Raw genomic sequence first — 15,136 nt, 5'->3', positions numbered from 1 at the left:
CTAAACCTCCTAAATCATGTTTAAATTAAAAATGTTCTTTTGCGAGTCCTGAATATGTTTGGTAATTAACCTTTTTGCTCTGGCCTCATTTTTCATTTCTATTGCATCTACTAGCTCAAGGTGTTCCTCTTCCATTTCATTCAGGCTAGACACCTTTGAAGCCAAAAATAAACCACGCTGCAATTTCTGAACAATGCTTGTGAGCTGATCAGCCAATTGTTTGTTCCCGCTCATTTCACCAAGATAGCAGTGAAAATCCGCATTCACTCTCATAAATTCTTTCCTGGCATCATCTGAATCGATATTGAATTTTTTTTGTGCAAGTCTTTTAAAATAATCAAGTTGGGATTTTGTTATTCTTTGGATCGCCAGCTTAGATGAAACCGTTTCCAAAATAATCCGTAATTCAAATAAATCCCTTAGCTCTTGAAAAGAAAGCTGCGAAACTAGATATCCTTTATAAGGAATCACCTCTATTAAGCCTTCATGTTTAAGACCATTTAAAGCCTCCCTTACAGGAGTCTTGCTAATCCCGAGTTCGGAAGCTAATTCCCCTTCACGAATAAGGGTTCCAGGAGCATATTCAACATAAATAATTTTTTGTTTTATTGTTTGGTACACGGTCTCTGCCATCGATAATTGCTTTTCCACTGTAATTCCTACACCCCAAATCTTTTTTATAAGATTTTTTACTAGTATGTTAGAAATATATCTCTGGAGTATCCATTTTAGAACAGCGTATTTTTGAGGAATGTAAGAATTAAGACGGTGGCATAAAAAAAGACCCGATTTTTAAATGAAACGGGTCTGTTATGCTATGCATTGCTTAACACTTATCCTGGACATAAACAAAGGGAGCTCAGATATTAGTCGAGCTTCCTTTGCTTATGTCAAAGTTTGCTCTTGTCAATCTTATGCAAAAGGGAAAAAATCTTTATGTCCCTTCAATGGACGACGGCCCCCAGCGGGAAGAACTGGAAGCACAGGCTCCCGGGAATATGATTTTTACCGGCTATTTAAAAGGAGAAGAGCTGGCTGAGGTTTATTCCAATTCAGATGTCTTTGTTTTCCCCTCCCCGACTGAAACGTTCGGAAATGTCGTCCTCGAGGCATTGGCAAGCGGGACACCTGTATTGTACGCAAATTCAGCAGGCGTGAAACATCTAATCAAGGACGAGTAACCGGATTTTTTTGTTGTTGGTTGATATTCGACAAATGTCGGGTTGTGACAGGCACCATTATGTTTGCATTTTATTATCCAGCTACAGCTTTGACAGCAGCCCTTTCTTTCTGTCCGTGCAGTAAAAAATAAAGACCAGAAGATGCCAACACTACAACTCCTAGAATCATATAGAGAGTACTATAGCTAATTGCTGGAATGAAGAATCCCAGTAGATAGGGGCCAAATCCAAGCCCTGCGTCAAGAAAGATGAAGAAAGTCGACGTTGCCAGTCCCATGCGTTCAGGAGGAGTCATCTTAATAGCGATGGCCTGGGTGCATGACTGCATATTCCCAAAACCAAGTCCAATGAGGCTTCCCGCTAACAACAAAGTAAAGCTGTTATGTGCCGAACCTAAAATCAGCATTCCGGCTGTAAGGAGAATAAAGGCAGGGTACATAACATAGTTTGCTCCTTTCACATCCATCAACCTTCCTGAGAATGGACGTGAAATCAAGACGGCGATTGAATAAACGAGAAAAAAGTAACTTGCTGCACGAACCAGGTCAATTTCAATCGCATAAAAGTTAATAAAAGAAAGAACACTGGAATAACAGAAGGCCGTGATCAGAGTAATCAATGCGATTGGTACGGCCTTTAGCTCAATAAATTGGGCGAGTTTGAATCCTTTCACTTCAATTGTTTTTGTGGAACTTTCCAATTCTGGCACAAACACAAAGAATGCAGTGATCAAACTGAGGATTCCTAAAGTTAGGCAAAGACTAAAAATCATTTGAATGTTTGAATGCTGGATCATGTATAGTCCAATGAATGGTCCGATGGCGGTAGCCAATGTCGCACTCATGCTGTAATAGCCAATCCCCTCGCCCTTTCTTTTTTTCGGGATAATTTGCGCCACAATGGTTCCTGTTGCCGTGCTGGCGATCCCCAGTGAAAACCCATGTAATAAACGGGTAATAATGAGGAAGGCGATCCCTAATTGGAGAAAGTATAAGGATGTTGTGATTATATAAAGAGTTAATCCAATAAATAACGTTCTTTTACGGCCAATTGCTTCAATACTTCTTCCAATAAACAGACGCCCAATTAAGGTCCCCACAATAAAAATTCCGGTAACAAGACCGGCCTGACTTGCAGTCGCAGCATATTCATCAACGGCATAAACACCGATAATGACAATCAATAAATAAAAGACTAACGTCATCAAAAAGTTGACACTGGATACAATAATAAAATCTTTTGTCCACAGTTTTGCGTTACTCACTTTTGCTCCCCTCTCGTTTCATAATATTACCCTGGATTTTGTGAAGTGTTTCAAACATAATGGCTTGCTCTTCCTTATCAATCCCTTCCATCACGCTTTGTTCCAATTCAGTAATTTTCTCCCTGCATTTTTGATAAATCTCTTCCCCTAAATCTGTTAATTGAATGATTTTTTCCCGCCTATCCTTACCGGGAATTTGCTTCACTATTTGCAGCTCTTCCAAACGGTGAACCCTCCTGGTAATGGTTGGCTTTTCAACATTATATTGATTCGAAATATCTACAAGTGTCGATGGTCCATAATTTTTTATATATAAAATAACCTGCCATAAAGAATAAGAAAGCTGATAAGGACTCATTAGTTCATTCAATTTATTGATAAGTGGTCGATAAAGACTTAAATAACGTCTAAAAAAACCCTCCAATTCTTTCACTCCCTTCCGAAATTAGTTACCATGGATAACTATTATCTAAGGTAACTATAAATGTTTATGAAAATGATGTCAATTTTGATAATCCCAAAATGAACTCCTAATAAATATCGAATAATGCAAAGTAATCTTTCTAGACATATTCATCTGTTTTGTGTGCCATATTTGTTTCGCCTAGACCAAACCTCATAAAGTGACAGGCAGCAGATTGCCGAAGGGCATTAAGGAGCAGACCCAGTGGATCATTGTGCGCGACGGCCCCCAGTGGGAAGAACAGGAAGCACAGGCACCGGTATGACTGATTAAATTTGCCTCTATAATCCCAGTACTAGGATTATCTCTGCTCTTACCAGCATTAAATTTGCCCATATAATCCTAGTACTCGTATTATCTCCCCTCTTACCAGCATTAAATCGCGTCTAACCAGCATTATATTGCACTTTACCAGCATTATATTTATTTTTAATCCTAGTACTTGTATTATATTTATAGAAATTAACTCATTTTTGATTATTAAACCCACCAAAACCGGTATAGGCAGCGACAAAAGCAGTCCAATGTCTTATAAAAGTGCCTGTCACAACCCGTACATCTCGGTTTTGTGACAGGCACATCTACCTTTCCCCACAAAAACCTCGTATCAGAACATGCAAGGTTCTTAGTTTCAAATATATCAATCTCAATCAAAGCCTGATTGTTTCCTCTTCTGTAGTACTCTCCTTTCTAATCATTGACCACCTCTTAGATGGATGGTGCCAGTTACCATTTTTTAGTATCAGCGAAGTGCAAGTGCTGTACCATATCTTATTGGGATATATGTTTAGTGAGGGAAGAAAAAGAACGATATATAAAATCTCCCATTTTGCCGCTAGAGAAAACTCATCTAGGACCAAAACCTTTTACAGTACCAGGTTATTGGTGCATACAGAATGACGTTTCCCTATCAACGATTTCATCATGATCACTCCCTTTCATTGTTTAGTTAATAATGAGAGAGAGCCGGGATGTCTGGAGATAAAAAATGAGCCCGGATCGCCGGACTCTGGATTTTAAACAATTTAGAACGTTCCCTCACCTCTTAACACTCTTTTATAGAATGCCGTTATAGGCATTTTCAATGATGCCCTTAATATCGTCTGCCGTGGTCAGCCTTGGGTTGATTAACACATTGCCGCTTCGCATCGAGTCTTCTACCAATTTGGGCAGCACATCTAAACTGACGCCTAAGTCCTTGATATTGGACGGGATTCCTAAACTTTTATTTAATCGTTTAACCGCCTCAATGGCTAACTCTGCTGCTTCTTTAACTGATAATCCATGGATATCTTCACCTAAAGCTTTGGCAATATTGGCCATTTTCTCTGGACAAGCTGGCAAATTGTATTTCATGACAAAAGGCAATAAAGTGGCATTGGCTATTCCATGAGCAATATTAAACACGCCACCAAGGGTATGGGAAATAGCATGTACATTTCCTAGCCGTGACTGGGAAAACGCGGCGCCAGCTAGCATGGAAGCCACAAGCATATTCTCGCGGCTGGAGATATCGGTCCCAACGAAATAAGCTTTTTCAATGTTTTTTCCAATCATTTCAATTGCATAAAGGGCAAATGCTTCACTTGCTGGATTTGTTGACTTGGATGTATACGATTCAATGGCATGTGTCAGGGCGTCCATTCCTGTGGCTGCGGTAATATGACTTGGCAGATTAATAGTCAACTCCGCATCCAGAAAGGCATAGGTTGGAAAAAGAAATGGACTAATGACAGCTGCTTTGAATTGGGTCGTTGTATTTGTAACAATAGTTGATGCTGTAACTTCACTTCCTGTTCCTGAAGTCGTAGGGATAACTGTTAATGTAAGGCCAGGATTGGGTACCTTTCCAACTCCCTCATAATCCAGGATATCACCAGGGTTAGTTGCCATAATGGCAATTCCTTTTGCTGTATCGATACTGCTTCCGCCGCCGACTGCTAAAACACTGTCAGGGTTATAAGCCTTTAATTTCTGAACACCGAGCATAATATTTTCTGCGCTAGGATTAGGAATAACTTCATCGAAGATTTCATAGGAAACGTCTGCTTCCTGTAAGGAGCTTTCAATAGACTGGAGAATACCAGCGTTTCTAACGCCTTTATCGGTTACCAAGAAAACCTTGTTGTGTCCCAGCGAGCGGAGGAATCCGCTTACACTTTTTGAAATCCCTCTACCTGTTTTAATGCTAGTGGGTATGTAAAAATTAAAATCCATAAAACATTCTCCTCGCGGTATTTTTAATCGTCAAACTAAATAATAAAAAACCTGTGGCTTTTAGTCCGACTCATCCAATTGTTATAAAACTGGTGCATAAAGACATCCTTCGTTCGTACCTATAATACCGACAAGAGCAGGTGAATCCGGCTTTACACCTCTAACTGTCCATCCTCTTATAATTTCGACATATTCTACCAGATTCCTTTTTGCCTTCCCCAAAAAAAGTCCCTGTCACCCTCCGGGATTTATAGTGTACTCGACACTCTTGGGGTGTGGCAGGGACCATATTGACAAATGTCGGGTTGTGATTGGTACGGGGATTTGATTTTGGCAGACACAGGGATTTGGGCAGGCACCGGGATTATATGTCCCGGTGCCTTTGGTAGGCTATAATGCTAGTACTTGTATTAAGTTGCTCTATAATTCTAGTACTCGCATTATCTCTGCTCTTACCAGCATTATATAATCCCAGTACTCGCATTATCTCTGCTCTTACCGGCATTAAATCGCGTCTAACCAGCATTATAATGACACTCACCAGCATTAAATATTTATTTAATGCTGGTACTAGTATTATATTCATAGAAATGAACTCATTTTTGGCTATTAGGCCCACCAAAATAGATTAATCCGATAAAGACAGGGACAAAAACAAATAAAGAACAGAAAAACGGAGCTCCAATACTTTGGAACTCCGTTTTTCCCTAACTGATTATGCTTCCCTTATACTGAAACTCCAGCTAACTTTTCCAGCTCGCTTCCTAAAAACCTCGCTAGCTCTAGCATACCGAATTTTTGTGAGGCTTCCTCAGCATCAGAGTTATAATTCGTGTTCGTGTTAATGTCATAAGTGAAAATTTCTCCAGCCTGGTTGCGAATGAATTCAATGCCTGCAATTTGAATACCATTTGCAGCTAATACCTGTTCATATTTTTGTAGAATTGGATCTGCGAAGTGTTCAATAATCTCGAACTTTGGTTTCGTTGGAGCTTCCTCGCCTACAGGGCAGAATAAGTCACCGATTTGGCATGCGTCTGCGGGACATAGTTCAAAGCCTTCTGACGTATCGACTTTTACGGCATAAACAAACTTTCCACCTACAAATTCACAACGAGTGATAAAGGGCTCTGGAGCTTGAATGTATTCCTGAACTAAAGTGATGCCATCAACTGGTTCTTCAAATGTTGATCCATCCAAGTACTCATTTAAGGCCTCTAATGAATAAAATAATTGTACTCCTAATCCTTTTCCAGCCCGGTTATGTTTCGTGATAAACGGCGTGCCTTCAAATTTTGCTGCCGCTTCCCGAATTTGGTCTTTCCCAACAGCTGCGACCGTTTTTGGAGTTTTCACGCCAAAACGATTTAACTCGAGATATTGCTGAACTTTACTCACTTCTAATTGCAGAGCGCGAGATCCGTTAAACACTTTTCTTCCGTGTGCTTCAAGCCAAGCAAGCACGGCACTTGTAAGTTCTGGTGCATATCGATGATTGCGCGTATGAGAGGATGCACTCATCCGACTATAAAAGATCCCTTCTGGCGGCTCAGCAGATAAGTCAACAATCCCTTGGTCCAAATGCCATAATTCATAAGGAAGTTCCAGTTCCTCTAATCGTTTCACTAAATGCTGTGTCCACTCGTCATTTTCATGGATTACATATATTTTACTCATCGTTGCCACTCCATTTCTTATTTTTCTATTCTTTGCGTACGCTTAGTCTCAACGATTGGCATGACATCTCTTGCAAAACGCTCCATTTCCTTCAACTGAGAAAAAAATTGAAGAAGCAATAAATCTAGTCTACCTCTTTATAGGCAAAAATGCGATCAGCAGAGACAAGAAACCTCTGTCTCCACAGAAGCCCGAAAAACGGGTCGTGACAGGTTCTCATATTTGTGGGATAATTTTTAAATACGTTGAATTGTTAGAAAATGTTCACATATGGAGGGATGGGTTTTGTCTATTAAATCAGCCATGATCGTTGGCGGTGGAATTGGCGGGCTTGTGACTGCTCTCAAACTTCACCGCGTTGGCGTGTCAGTGCGTGTCTTTGAAAGTGTAGAAACCATTAAAGCGCTCGGGGTTGGAATCAATCTGCTGCCCCATGCCGTAAGAGTGTTAACGGAGCTTGGTTTGTCGGACGAGCTTAGAAAAACGGGCTTGCCAACAAGAGAGCTCATTTATGTAAACAAATTTGGCAGCCAAATTTGGCAGGAGGACCGTGGAGTACATGCCGGTTACCGCTGGCCGCAATATTCGATCCACCGGGGACGTCTGCAAATGCTGCTGCTAAAGACGGTTAAGGAACAGCTTGGCGAAGACGCGGTGTTGACGGGCCACCATCTCCTCTCCTTTCAACAGGATGATGATTCCGTACTGGCCCATTTTGAAAATAAAAAAACGGGGGAACATATTGGATCTTATTCAGCAGATGTCTTGATTGCAGCCGATGGGATTCATTCGACTGTTCGTAAATTCTACTATCCTAATGAAGGTTTGCCAAAATACAGTGGCCGGATTTTATGGCGGGGAATCACCGAATCGACTCCTTTCCTAACGGGAAAATCCATGATTATGGCTGGATTTCAGGATCAAAAATTTGTTGCCTACCCTGTTTGTCCAGATGCAGCCGCAAACGGAACGTCACTGATCAACTGGATTGCCGAACTGACCATTGAAGACATGCCTTCCCGGGCAGACTGGAATAAGGAAATTGATAAAAATAAGTTTGCCCCTGCTTTTGCGAACTGGAATTTTGGCTGGCTCAATGTCCCACAGCTCATTGAACAAACAGAGGCGGTTTATGAATTCCCAATGGTGGACCGTGACCCGCTAACACAATGGACCTATGGCCGGGTAACCTTACTGGGAGATGCGGCTCACCCCATGTATCCAATCGGATCAAACGGTGCATCACAGGCCATCCTTGATGCCGATGCATTAGGGGAAGAGATTTTAAAACAATCAGGTGCGGAACAGGTTTTAAAAGCTTACGAACAAGCAAGGCTTGAGCCGACAGCTAACATTGTTTATACGAATCGGAAAAATGGACCTGAAGTTGTCATGCAGATTGTCGAAGAGCGGGCACCGAACGGCTTTGAAAACCTGGATGAGGTCATTTCCCGTCAGGAGCTAGAGGATATTGCCAACAAATACAAGAAGATTGCCGGTTTCGACCGCGAATCACTGAATCAGAAATAGAGGTGCCCAATTGATTGAACATATTGTCTTGATAAAATTTTCACTAGATACAACACAGGAACAGAAGGAAGAATTAATCTCCAGAACCCTTCTGCTGAAAGAAAAAATTCCGGGAATCATCGATATCAACCAGGGCTTTAATTTTTCAGCCAGAAGCCAGGGCTATGAGGTCGGATTGACCGTCCGCTTTCAGGATCGGGACGCATTGGAAAACTATGGCCCACATCCTGCACACCAGGAAATTGTCGCCTATTTAAAGGAAATTGGCCTAGAAGACAGCATCATTGTTGATTTTGAAATTTAGCCATTTTTTTATGTTATAACTTTAGTGCGTAAACGCGTTGCGGCGTTTTAGCATTTATGCACTTTTGCACCATATACCTAGGGGTGGGATAAAATGAATGTAGTACAAGCAGGTCAAACCATTGATAACAGCAAATTTGGCTCTTTCCATTTTTCAATCATTTTTTGGTGCTTTTTTATCATTTTAATGGACGGCTACGATGTGGTCATCTATGGAAGCGTGGTTCCGTCTCTAATGGAAGAGTGGGGCATCTCCCCTGTCACAGCCGGGGCGATTGGGAGTTACACAGCGGCTGGAACAGCCATTGGTGCGGTTATTTTTGGACTATTGGCGGATCGGCTGGGACGAAAAAGAGTCATCATCGTATGTACCGTTATTTTCAGCCTTTTCACTGCGCTTTCTGCTTTTGCAGCGGGACCGGTTATATTTACGATCTTTCGGGTCATCGCCGGGCTTGGCCTTGGCGGTGTCATGCCAAATGTGATTGCACTATCAACGGAGTATGCTCCGAAAAAGATTAGAGCGGCAATGGTTTCCTTCATTTTCTGCGGTTATTCCATCGGAGCGATTGCCGCTGCCCTTTTAAGCAAATCGATCCTGCCTGTAATGGGGTGGAAACCGATTTTTTTAATTGGCGGATTGCCTTTATTGCTTGTTCCATTCATTGCAAAAAGCCTGCCGGAGTCTGCCAATTTTCTTTTATCAAAAGGAAGAGAAGAAGAAACAAAAAACATCCTTAACAAATTGAATCCTGCACTAAAGCTTGGCAGGAGCGTAACATTTGAAAAACCGGCAGCAATGGAGCCTGGCTCTCCCCTTGTAAAACTGTTTGAAAAAGGACGTGCGCTTAGCACCATTATGTTCTGGATCTCGTGTTTCTCCTGCTTTGTCCTTATCTATGCGATGAATACGTGGCTGCCAAAATTAATGATTGAAGCTGGATATAGTCTTGGCTCCAGCTTGGTCTTTGTAGCCTTTTTGAATGTCGGTGCCATTGTCGGAACCATCGTATTTGGACGGTTAACTGATAAATGGGGCTTTAAAAAAGTGATGGTCCCGCTTTACTTTTTAGGGGCGATTGCTCTTTCCTTTATTGGCCTGACTCAAAATGTTTTCCTTGCTTATCTGTTGATTGGCATGATTGGCGCCGCTTCGGTCGGGGTCCAAAATATAAGCAACGCCTTCGTGTCTCAATATTACCCGCCTTCGATGCGTTCCACTGGAGTCGGAGCAGCGATGGCCTTCGGACGGATTGGCGGAATTTTCGCCCCGACCTTCGTCGGCATCCTGTTAACGATGAACCTGACTCCGCAGCTCAACTTCAGCTTCATCGCCCTGGCCGCGGTCCTAGGGGGAATCGCCATTTTGTTCGTGCAAGAAAAGCATGCCCATTACCGGAATGAAAGCGCCGATCCAGCAGTTGCGGACAATCAGAACAAAGTTGGATAGATGAGACAAAAATTATTAAACTTTTATAAAATTCTTTCTTGTAAAACATAGGTAAAAATAACCGTTATCAAGCGATGTCACGCTCAGTCACACAACTACATGCCGCAAGAAGTACGGCTGACCTAAAAAAATATAAGCTGGAATAAAAAAAGTAACCACCCTTTTACCTTTAGTCGGGAGTAGGGTGGTTACTTTTTTTATTTTATATAGTGAAAATTCGATAATAGTAAAATGGATTAAATTTGGAATCTACAAACCTCGAGAAACTCAGGGGACAGCAAGCGGGGTTCAGACCCCACTGGCTTGTCCCCCTTTCTCTATCTTCAAGGCTTCACCTTATTCGTTACCATTTTGTCATGTTTTGGTAAAAACCTCTGACCCCAAAAAGAAAAAATTTCTCCAAGTTTAGTACATGAGAATCCGAGAACGCCCCCACATCATAAAGATAGCAACAGAGTGAACCAGTCGCCATTCGCTGCAAACGTGGCAAAGCACCCCATAAAGATTCCCGGCGTGTACTTAATCGGCACTACTTTTGCACCCAATATACACATGAGACAGCTGATACTCCCACCCCTAAAGGAGTGGGGTTCTAATTTACTTATACACTTCTCCCATACTCTCACTTAAAGCTTCCTTTCTCTTCGAGTTACAACATATAGGAACTGATGTATGTTCAATTAGACTTCTACAATCAAAGAAACCATTGTTTCTATTCGCGATTGTTTCGGCTCGTACCTAAACCGAGTGTATCGTTTATACCCCCATACTGATGGGTGTTTTCCCTTTTATTTTTAACCTTTGGATCTCTGTATCATGCAGCGACTTGAAGTGTTCAAACGTTTGGTCACATAATACTTGGTCTAACTCTTACAAACTATCCTTGCAATTCATTAGCAGGAATGCGGAGTATAAATCACGTTGAATTCTGCAAAAGCCAAAGTCATTCCACCTTTGATGAAGGCTCTTCTTATGGTAAGTATTAGTGAAATGATTGTACTGGCTTGCTTTGATACGATGTGTATTTACCTTTTTCAGTTCTTTGCCCATATATCCGAGCTTTCGATTTAATATATCCAGGAACATGGAAGGTGCGTGCTGGCTAATGGTTCTTCCGAATCTTTTCTTTTTATTGAATTTGCCTTGCTTATTGACCGTTGTTTCTTTATTTCTTCTTTGAAGGCCTTTAAAGCTCATAGTTTCTACAAAAATATCGGAGCCAAGAGAAAGAATAAGATTTGAAAGCATTTCGTGATCCTGTTTTCGCTTTACCTTATTAAACCTTTGACATTCTTTTAGTTGGTATTTCTTTTTGAGATACCGTTTTGAAAATGTCCACTTATCTTTGTTGTTAGGATTAATGGTTCCGTCTTTCTTGAACTTTAACGGATTTGACGTTCTTTTGCTTCGGTCCATGGCTCTTTGAATCTTTCTTATCTTCTTCCCTAAATCCACAACGCTTGGTGCCAGTTCGGTTAAGATGACTTTGCTTTCAGAGCAAATGGCCACAGTCGATGTTCCTATGTCGATCCCCACTCTTTTTTCAATAGGCTTCCTGTCTTTTACTCCTCCTGAATCGTACTTAATGGGAGGTACACCTTCTAGAATCAATTGTGTGTAGTAGACCCATTTATTCTTGAGCCATTCTCTTTTGATCCTTACAAACTTTACTTTATCTTTTAAGGCCAGGTGAGCATAGGCATCCTTCTTCTTTACGACTGTTCGAAGGACCATCCCGTTCCAGACGACATTGCCGTCTTTATATCGAATGCCGGTTGCATTCGATTTGCCTTCGACAGAATATATTTCACCATCCCTTTTAAATCGAATCTTTTTTCCTTGCTTATACATTAATTTTTCAAAAGCCCTAAAGGCTCTTGTAGCGATTTTTTGGCTAGTGAATGCGTCTATATAATGTTTAAAATGATGTTGCATAGGTCTAACAAATTCATGTAGTGAATACTCGGCTAAACCGAACTCCTTATTCAAAGCTGAGAAGAGCTTGTTTCTTTGTTTTCCCTTTTCCATTTTACAAATACTTTTATATCTTTTCGACTGCTTAAGTGTTTTGTATCTTTTATATAGTTCTCCCAAGCAAGCATTATACATGTTCCTTGCTATTTCGAACCTCTTGGCCAACTTGTGTTTTTGGAATGGTTCTATATTTAGTTTCAGCGTTAAAACATAACTTGGAGTTTTTGCTCTAGCCAAAGGATTCACCTCCCCTATATACCTATTTTACCAAAACGAACATACATTCGCAAAGCAAAAAGTCGAACAATTGATAGGTCAGAAGACATACCTTGTTCGACCTCACGATCATCCCACCCCTAAAGGAGGTGGGCTTTCTTGTTCGGAAGTTCTGTAATATAAAAATTGACCGATCCCTGTTACGCTCAGTCACAGAACTGCATGACACCAGAAGTACGGTTGACTAACATATATAAGTGGAATGAAAAAAGTAACCGCCTTTCCCTTTAGTAGGGAGCCGGGCGGTTACTTTTTTCTATTTTATGTAGTTCCTAATTTCGGTTGTAGCAAAATTATTTAAATTTCAGTTTATCATTCTACCATTCTCAATAAACTCGTTTGTATTACAAATGGACTCAAGGTGAAAATTTTTCAGCCAAGTCTATTTATTTAAAAGCCCATACGGTAAGATAAAAAACATATCCCAAATTTATACAATTCCATTTTTAAAATTTGGCAACATTTACGGTGGTTATGCCTATGCTTGCAATTTTATTGATATCTATTACGGGTGGGTTAAGTGGTTATTTAGGATATCTGGTCTATGAATGGAGTAAGAAAGTCATTTTAGGATTAATAGTAACTTTCCTTATTGGCTTGATGATACCTTATAGCTTCGCTGTTTTTTATCTGTTCTACGGCACCTTAATGGGGATTGTTTTATATGGTATTTTGGTAAAGACCCACAAAGCGAAATAAGCAGGCTCACATAAAAAAAGACTAAGGATCCCTCCCTAGTCTTTTTTGGGCGATTATAGCAACTTCGTGCGTCGATTTAGGGCTCGTTTCTAGTGACGGAATCCTGGGACAAGGGGCCTGTCCCCTTGTCCCCTAGTTGGTTACGGCACCCATAAACATATCGATATCGTCTGTTGTATTCGTAATGCTTCCTACTCCGAAGTTTTCTACCAGGAAGTTTGTTACATTTGGTGAAAGGAAGGCTGGCAGTGTAGGACCTACGTGAATGTTTTTCACACCCAGATAGAGCAGGGATAAGAATACAATGACTGCCTTTTGCTCATACCATGCGATATTATAAGACAATGGCAGATCGTTAATGCTTTCCAAGCCAAGGGCGTCCTTTAGTTTTAATGCGGTCATCACAAGTGAGTAAGAGTCATTGCATTGGCCGGCATCAAGCACTCTTGGAATTCCGTTGATATCACCCAGATCAAGCTTATTGTAGCGATATTTCGCGCAGCCAGCTGTGAGGATGATGGTATCGTTAGAAAGCTCCTCCGCAAACTCTTTATAATACGTTCTGCTCTTATGGCGTCCATCACACCCTGCCATAACAAAGAAGCGTTTAATATCTCCATTCTTCACAGCGTCGACTACCTGGTCGGCCACTTGAGCCACTTGATTATGGGCAAATCCGCCAATGATTTCACCATTCTCAATTTCAGTAGGAGGCTCACATTGTTTCGCATGCTCAATGATCACTGAGAAATCCTTCGTTCCATCCTCGTTCTCCGCGATATACGTAACCCCTTCTACTCCTGTTGCTCCAGTTGTATACATCCGGTCTTTGTAAGAAGCTTTTGGTGGTACAATACAGTTTGTTGTCATTAAAATTGGGCCATTAAAGCTTTCAAATTCACGTTTTTGTTCCCACCAGGCATTTCCATAGTTCCCAACAAAGTGGTCATACTTTTTAAATGCTGGATAATAATTAGCAACGAGCATTTCACTATGTGTATAAACATCCACACCAGTGCCCTCGGTTTGTTTCAATAATTGCTCGATATCTTTTAGGTCATGTCCGCTAATTAAAATTCCCGGGTTTTTCCCAACACTGATGTTTACTTTCGTCACTTCCGGATGTCCATAAGTGGAAGTGTTGGCGGTATCCAATAACTCCATCCCATGAACGCCAAATTTTCCAACTTCCATGGAAAGGGCAATCAAGTCCTCCAGTGAAAGAGTATCATCTGTGATCTGCGCCAATGTTTTTTGCATAAACGCATAAAGACTGTCCTCTGTATAACCTAAATGTTCAGCATGTTTCAGGTAGGCAGCTAATCCTTTTAACCCATAAGTAATCAATTCTCTTAAGGAGCGAATATCTTCATCTCTTGTTGCAAGAATGCTTACCTCTTGGGAAGCTGCTTTCGTTTCAAACTCAAAATCGGACTCTCCATACCAAGTAACAAAATCACTGCTGTTCGATAATTGTGATCCAGTTTCTTGAATCGATGACTTGATTTCTTCACGAATGCCTAGACCTGTTCTCACTTTATTAAAAAAGTCATTTTTATCCCAGTTGGCATTTGTGATGGTCATAAAAAGACTATTTACAATAAACTTATCTGCTTCATCATTCTTCAATCCTAGTTCTCTAGCTTCAGTATTCGCTATCGCAATTCCCTTTACGACGTAAATCAGTAAATCCTGCATATTCGCTAAGTCATCTTTTTTCCCACAAATCCCAGCAACCGTACACCCTGTTCCATTAGCTGTTTCCTGACATTGATAACAAAACATACTCATTTCTCTATCTCCTGCCTTTTTATAATTAGTCAGCTCTACACTTTTCAATGATTAACTAACTAAACTTTAACAACTATCAGAGGAAGTAGGTGTGATATATCTCACGGTTATAGGCATGTTCATTTGATTGTCAAAATTAGAAGCAAAGATCACTTTGAATGAAGCAAGGCATTCAATATATAAGATCTATTTGGTTTTTTATTAGAAATAAAAAAGACCATAATATAAAATGGTCTCTCACTCCTAAAAATCAATTGTAAACATCGGCGCGATAATTAATTTCTTGTTATTTCAAAAACTAACTACTATAC

At 40.7% G+C, this 15,136-nt stretch carries 11 protein-coding genes and 1 pseudogene; 5 read left to right on the top strand and 7 right to left on the bottom strand.

From position 1 onward, the window contains the following. Nucleotides 1–9 precede the first annotated feature (9 nt). Nucleotides 10–651 (bottom strand): GntR family transcriptional regulator, encoded by a 642-nt coding sequence (locus ADU22_RS13315; protein WP_053362587.1) that lies wholly within the window; start codon nucleotides 649–651, stop codon nucleotides 10–12. Nucleotides 652–953: 302 nt separating this feature from the next. Between ADU22_RS13315 and ADU22_RS25210 the strand changes: the two are divergent. After that, nucleotides 954–1,175 (top strand): annotated as a pseudogene (locus tag ADU22_RS25210) (glycosyltransferase); the annotation flags it as partial. A gap of 79 nt (nucleotides 1,176–1,254) precedes the next feature. Here the strand turns inward: ADU22_RS25210 and ADU22_RS13305 are convergent. The 4 genes from ADU22_RS13305 to ADU22_RS13285 form a co-directional block, all read right to left on the bottom strand. After that, complete coding sequence (locus ADU22_RS13305; protein WP_053362585.1) at nucleotides 1,255–2,445, bottom strand: MFS transporter; 1,191 nt, start codon at nucleotides 2,443–2,445, stop codon at nucleotides 1,255–1,257. Next, the gene (locus ADU22_RS13300; protein ID WP_053362584.1) at nucleotides 2,438–2,869 is read right to left on the bottom strand and encodes a MarR family winged helix-turn-helix transcriptional regulator; all 432 of its coding nucleotides are present in this window, start codon (nucleotides 2,867–2,869) and stop codon (nucleotides 2,438–2,440) included. Before ADU22_RS13300 ends, ADU22_RS13305 begins: the two co-directional genes overlap by 8 nt. Before the next feature lie 1,095 nt (nucleotides 2,870–3,964). Further along, nucleotides 3,965–5,125, bottom strand: coding sequence for an iron-containing alcohol dehydrogenase (locus ADU22_RS13295; RefSeq protein WP_053362583.1), 1,161 nt, complete (start codon nucleotides 5,123–5,125; stop codon nucleotides 3,965–3,967). Nucleotides 5,126–5,851: 726 nt separating this feature from the next. Then, a complete protein-coding gene (locus ADU22_RS13285) occupies nucleotides 5,852–6,802 on the bottom strand; it encodes an ATP-grasp domain-containing protein (RefSeq protein ID WP_053362581.1) in 951 nt (316 codons plus the stop codon). A gap of 285 nt (nucleotides 6,803–7,087) precedes the next feature. Between ADU22_RS13285 and ADU22_RS13280 the strand changes: the two genes are divergently transcribed. The 3 genes from ADU22_RS13280 to ADU22_RS13270 all read left to right on the top strand — a co-directional run bounded on the left by ADU22_RS13280 (nucleotide 7,088) and on the right by ADU22_RS13270 (nucleotide 10,085). Next, the gene (locus ADU22_RS13280; protein WP_231687884.1) at nucleotides 7,088–8,332 is read left to right on the top strand and encodes a flavin-dependent oxidoreductase; all 1,245 of its coding nucleotides are present in this window, start codon (nucleotides 7,088–7,090) and stop codon (nucleotides 8,330–8,332) included. 10 nt (nucleotides 8,333–8,342) lie between these two features. Further along, on the top strand, nucleotides 8,343–8,636 hold the full coding sequence (locus ADU22_RS13275) for a Dabb family protein (RefSeq protein ID WP_053362579.1): 294 nt from the start codon (nucleotides 8,343–8,345) through the stop codon (nucleotides 8,634–8,636). 93 nt (nucleotides 8,637–8,729) lie between these two features. Beyond that, nucleotides 8,730–10,085: an MFS transporter gene (locus ADU22_RS13270; protein ID WP_053362578.1), complete on the top strand. Its 1,356-nt coding sequence runs from the start codon at nucleotides 8,730–8,732 to the stop codon at nucleotides 10,083–10,085. A gap of 870 nt (nucleotides 10,086–10,955) precedes the next feature. Here ADU22_RS13270 and ADU22_RS13265 read toward each other — a convergent pair. Next, a complete protein-coding gene (locus tag ADU22_RS13265) occupies nucleotides 10,956–12,296 on the bottom strand; it encodes a transposase (protein WP_231687883.1) in 1,341 nt (446 codons plus the stop codon). A gap of 519 nt (nucleotides 12,297–12,815) precedes the next feature. On the opposite strand from ADU22_RS13265, the gene ADU22_RS13260 reads away from it, so the two are divergent. Next, the gene (locus ADU22_RS13260) at nucleotides 12,816–13,034 is read left to right on the top strand and encodes a hypothetical protein (RefSeq protein WP_053362577.1); all 219 of its coding nucleotides are present in this window, start codon (nucleotides 12,816–12,818) and stop codon (nucleotides 13,032–13,034) included. Between the two features lie 132 nt (nucleotides 13,035–13,166). Here the strand turns inward: ADU22_RS13260 and hcp are convergent, their stop codons facing one another. Further along, entirely contained in the window at nucleotides 13,167–14,819 is a 1,653-nt protein-coding gene (gene hcp, locus ADU22_RS13255) for a hydroxylamine reductase (protein WP_502688763.1), read from the bottom strand. Nucleotides 14,820–15,136: the final 317 nt, after the last annotated feature.

Origin of the sequence: Bacillus sp. FJAT-27251 (assembly GCF_001273925.1) — a bacterium.
Lineage (GTDB): Bacteria > Bacillota > Bacilli > Bacillales > Cytobacillaceae > Mesobacillus_B.
The sequence above is the reverse complement of the archived record's forward strand: the minus strand, read 5'-3'. Positions and strand labels throughout refer to the sequence as shown.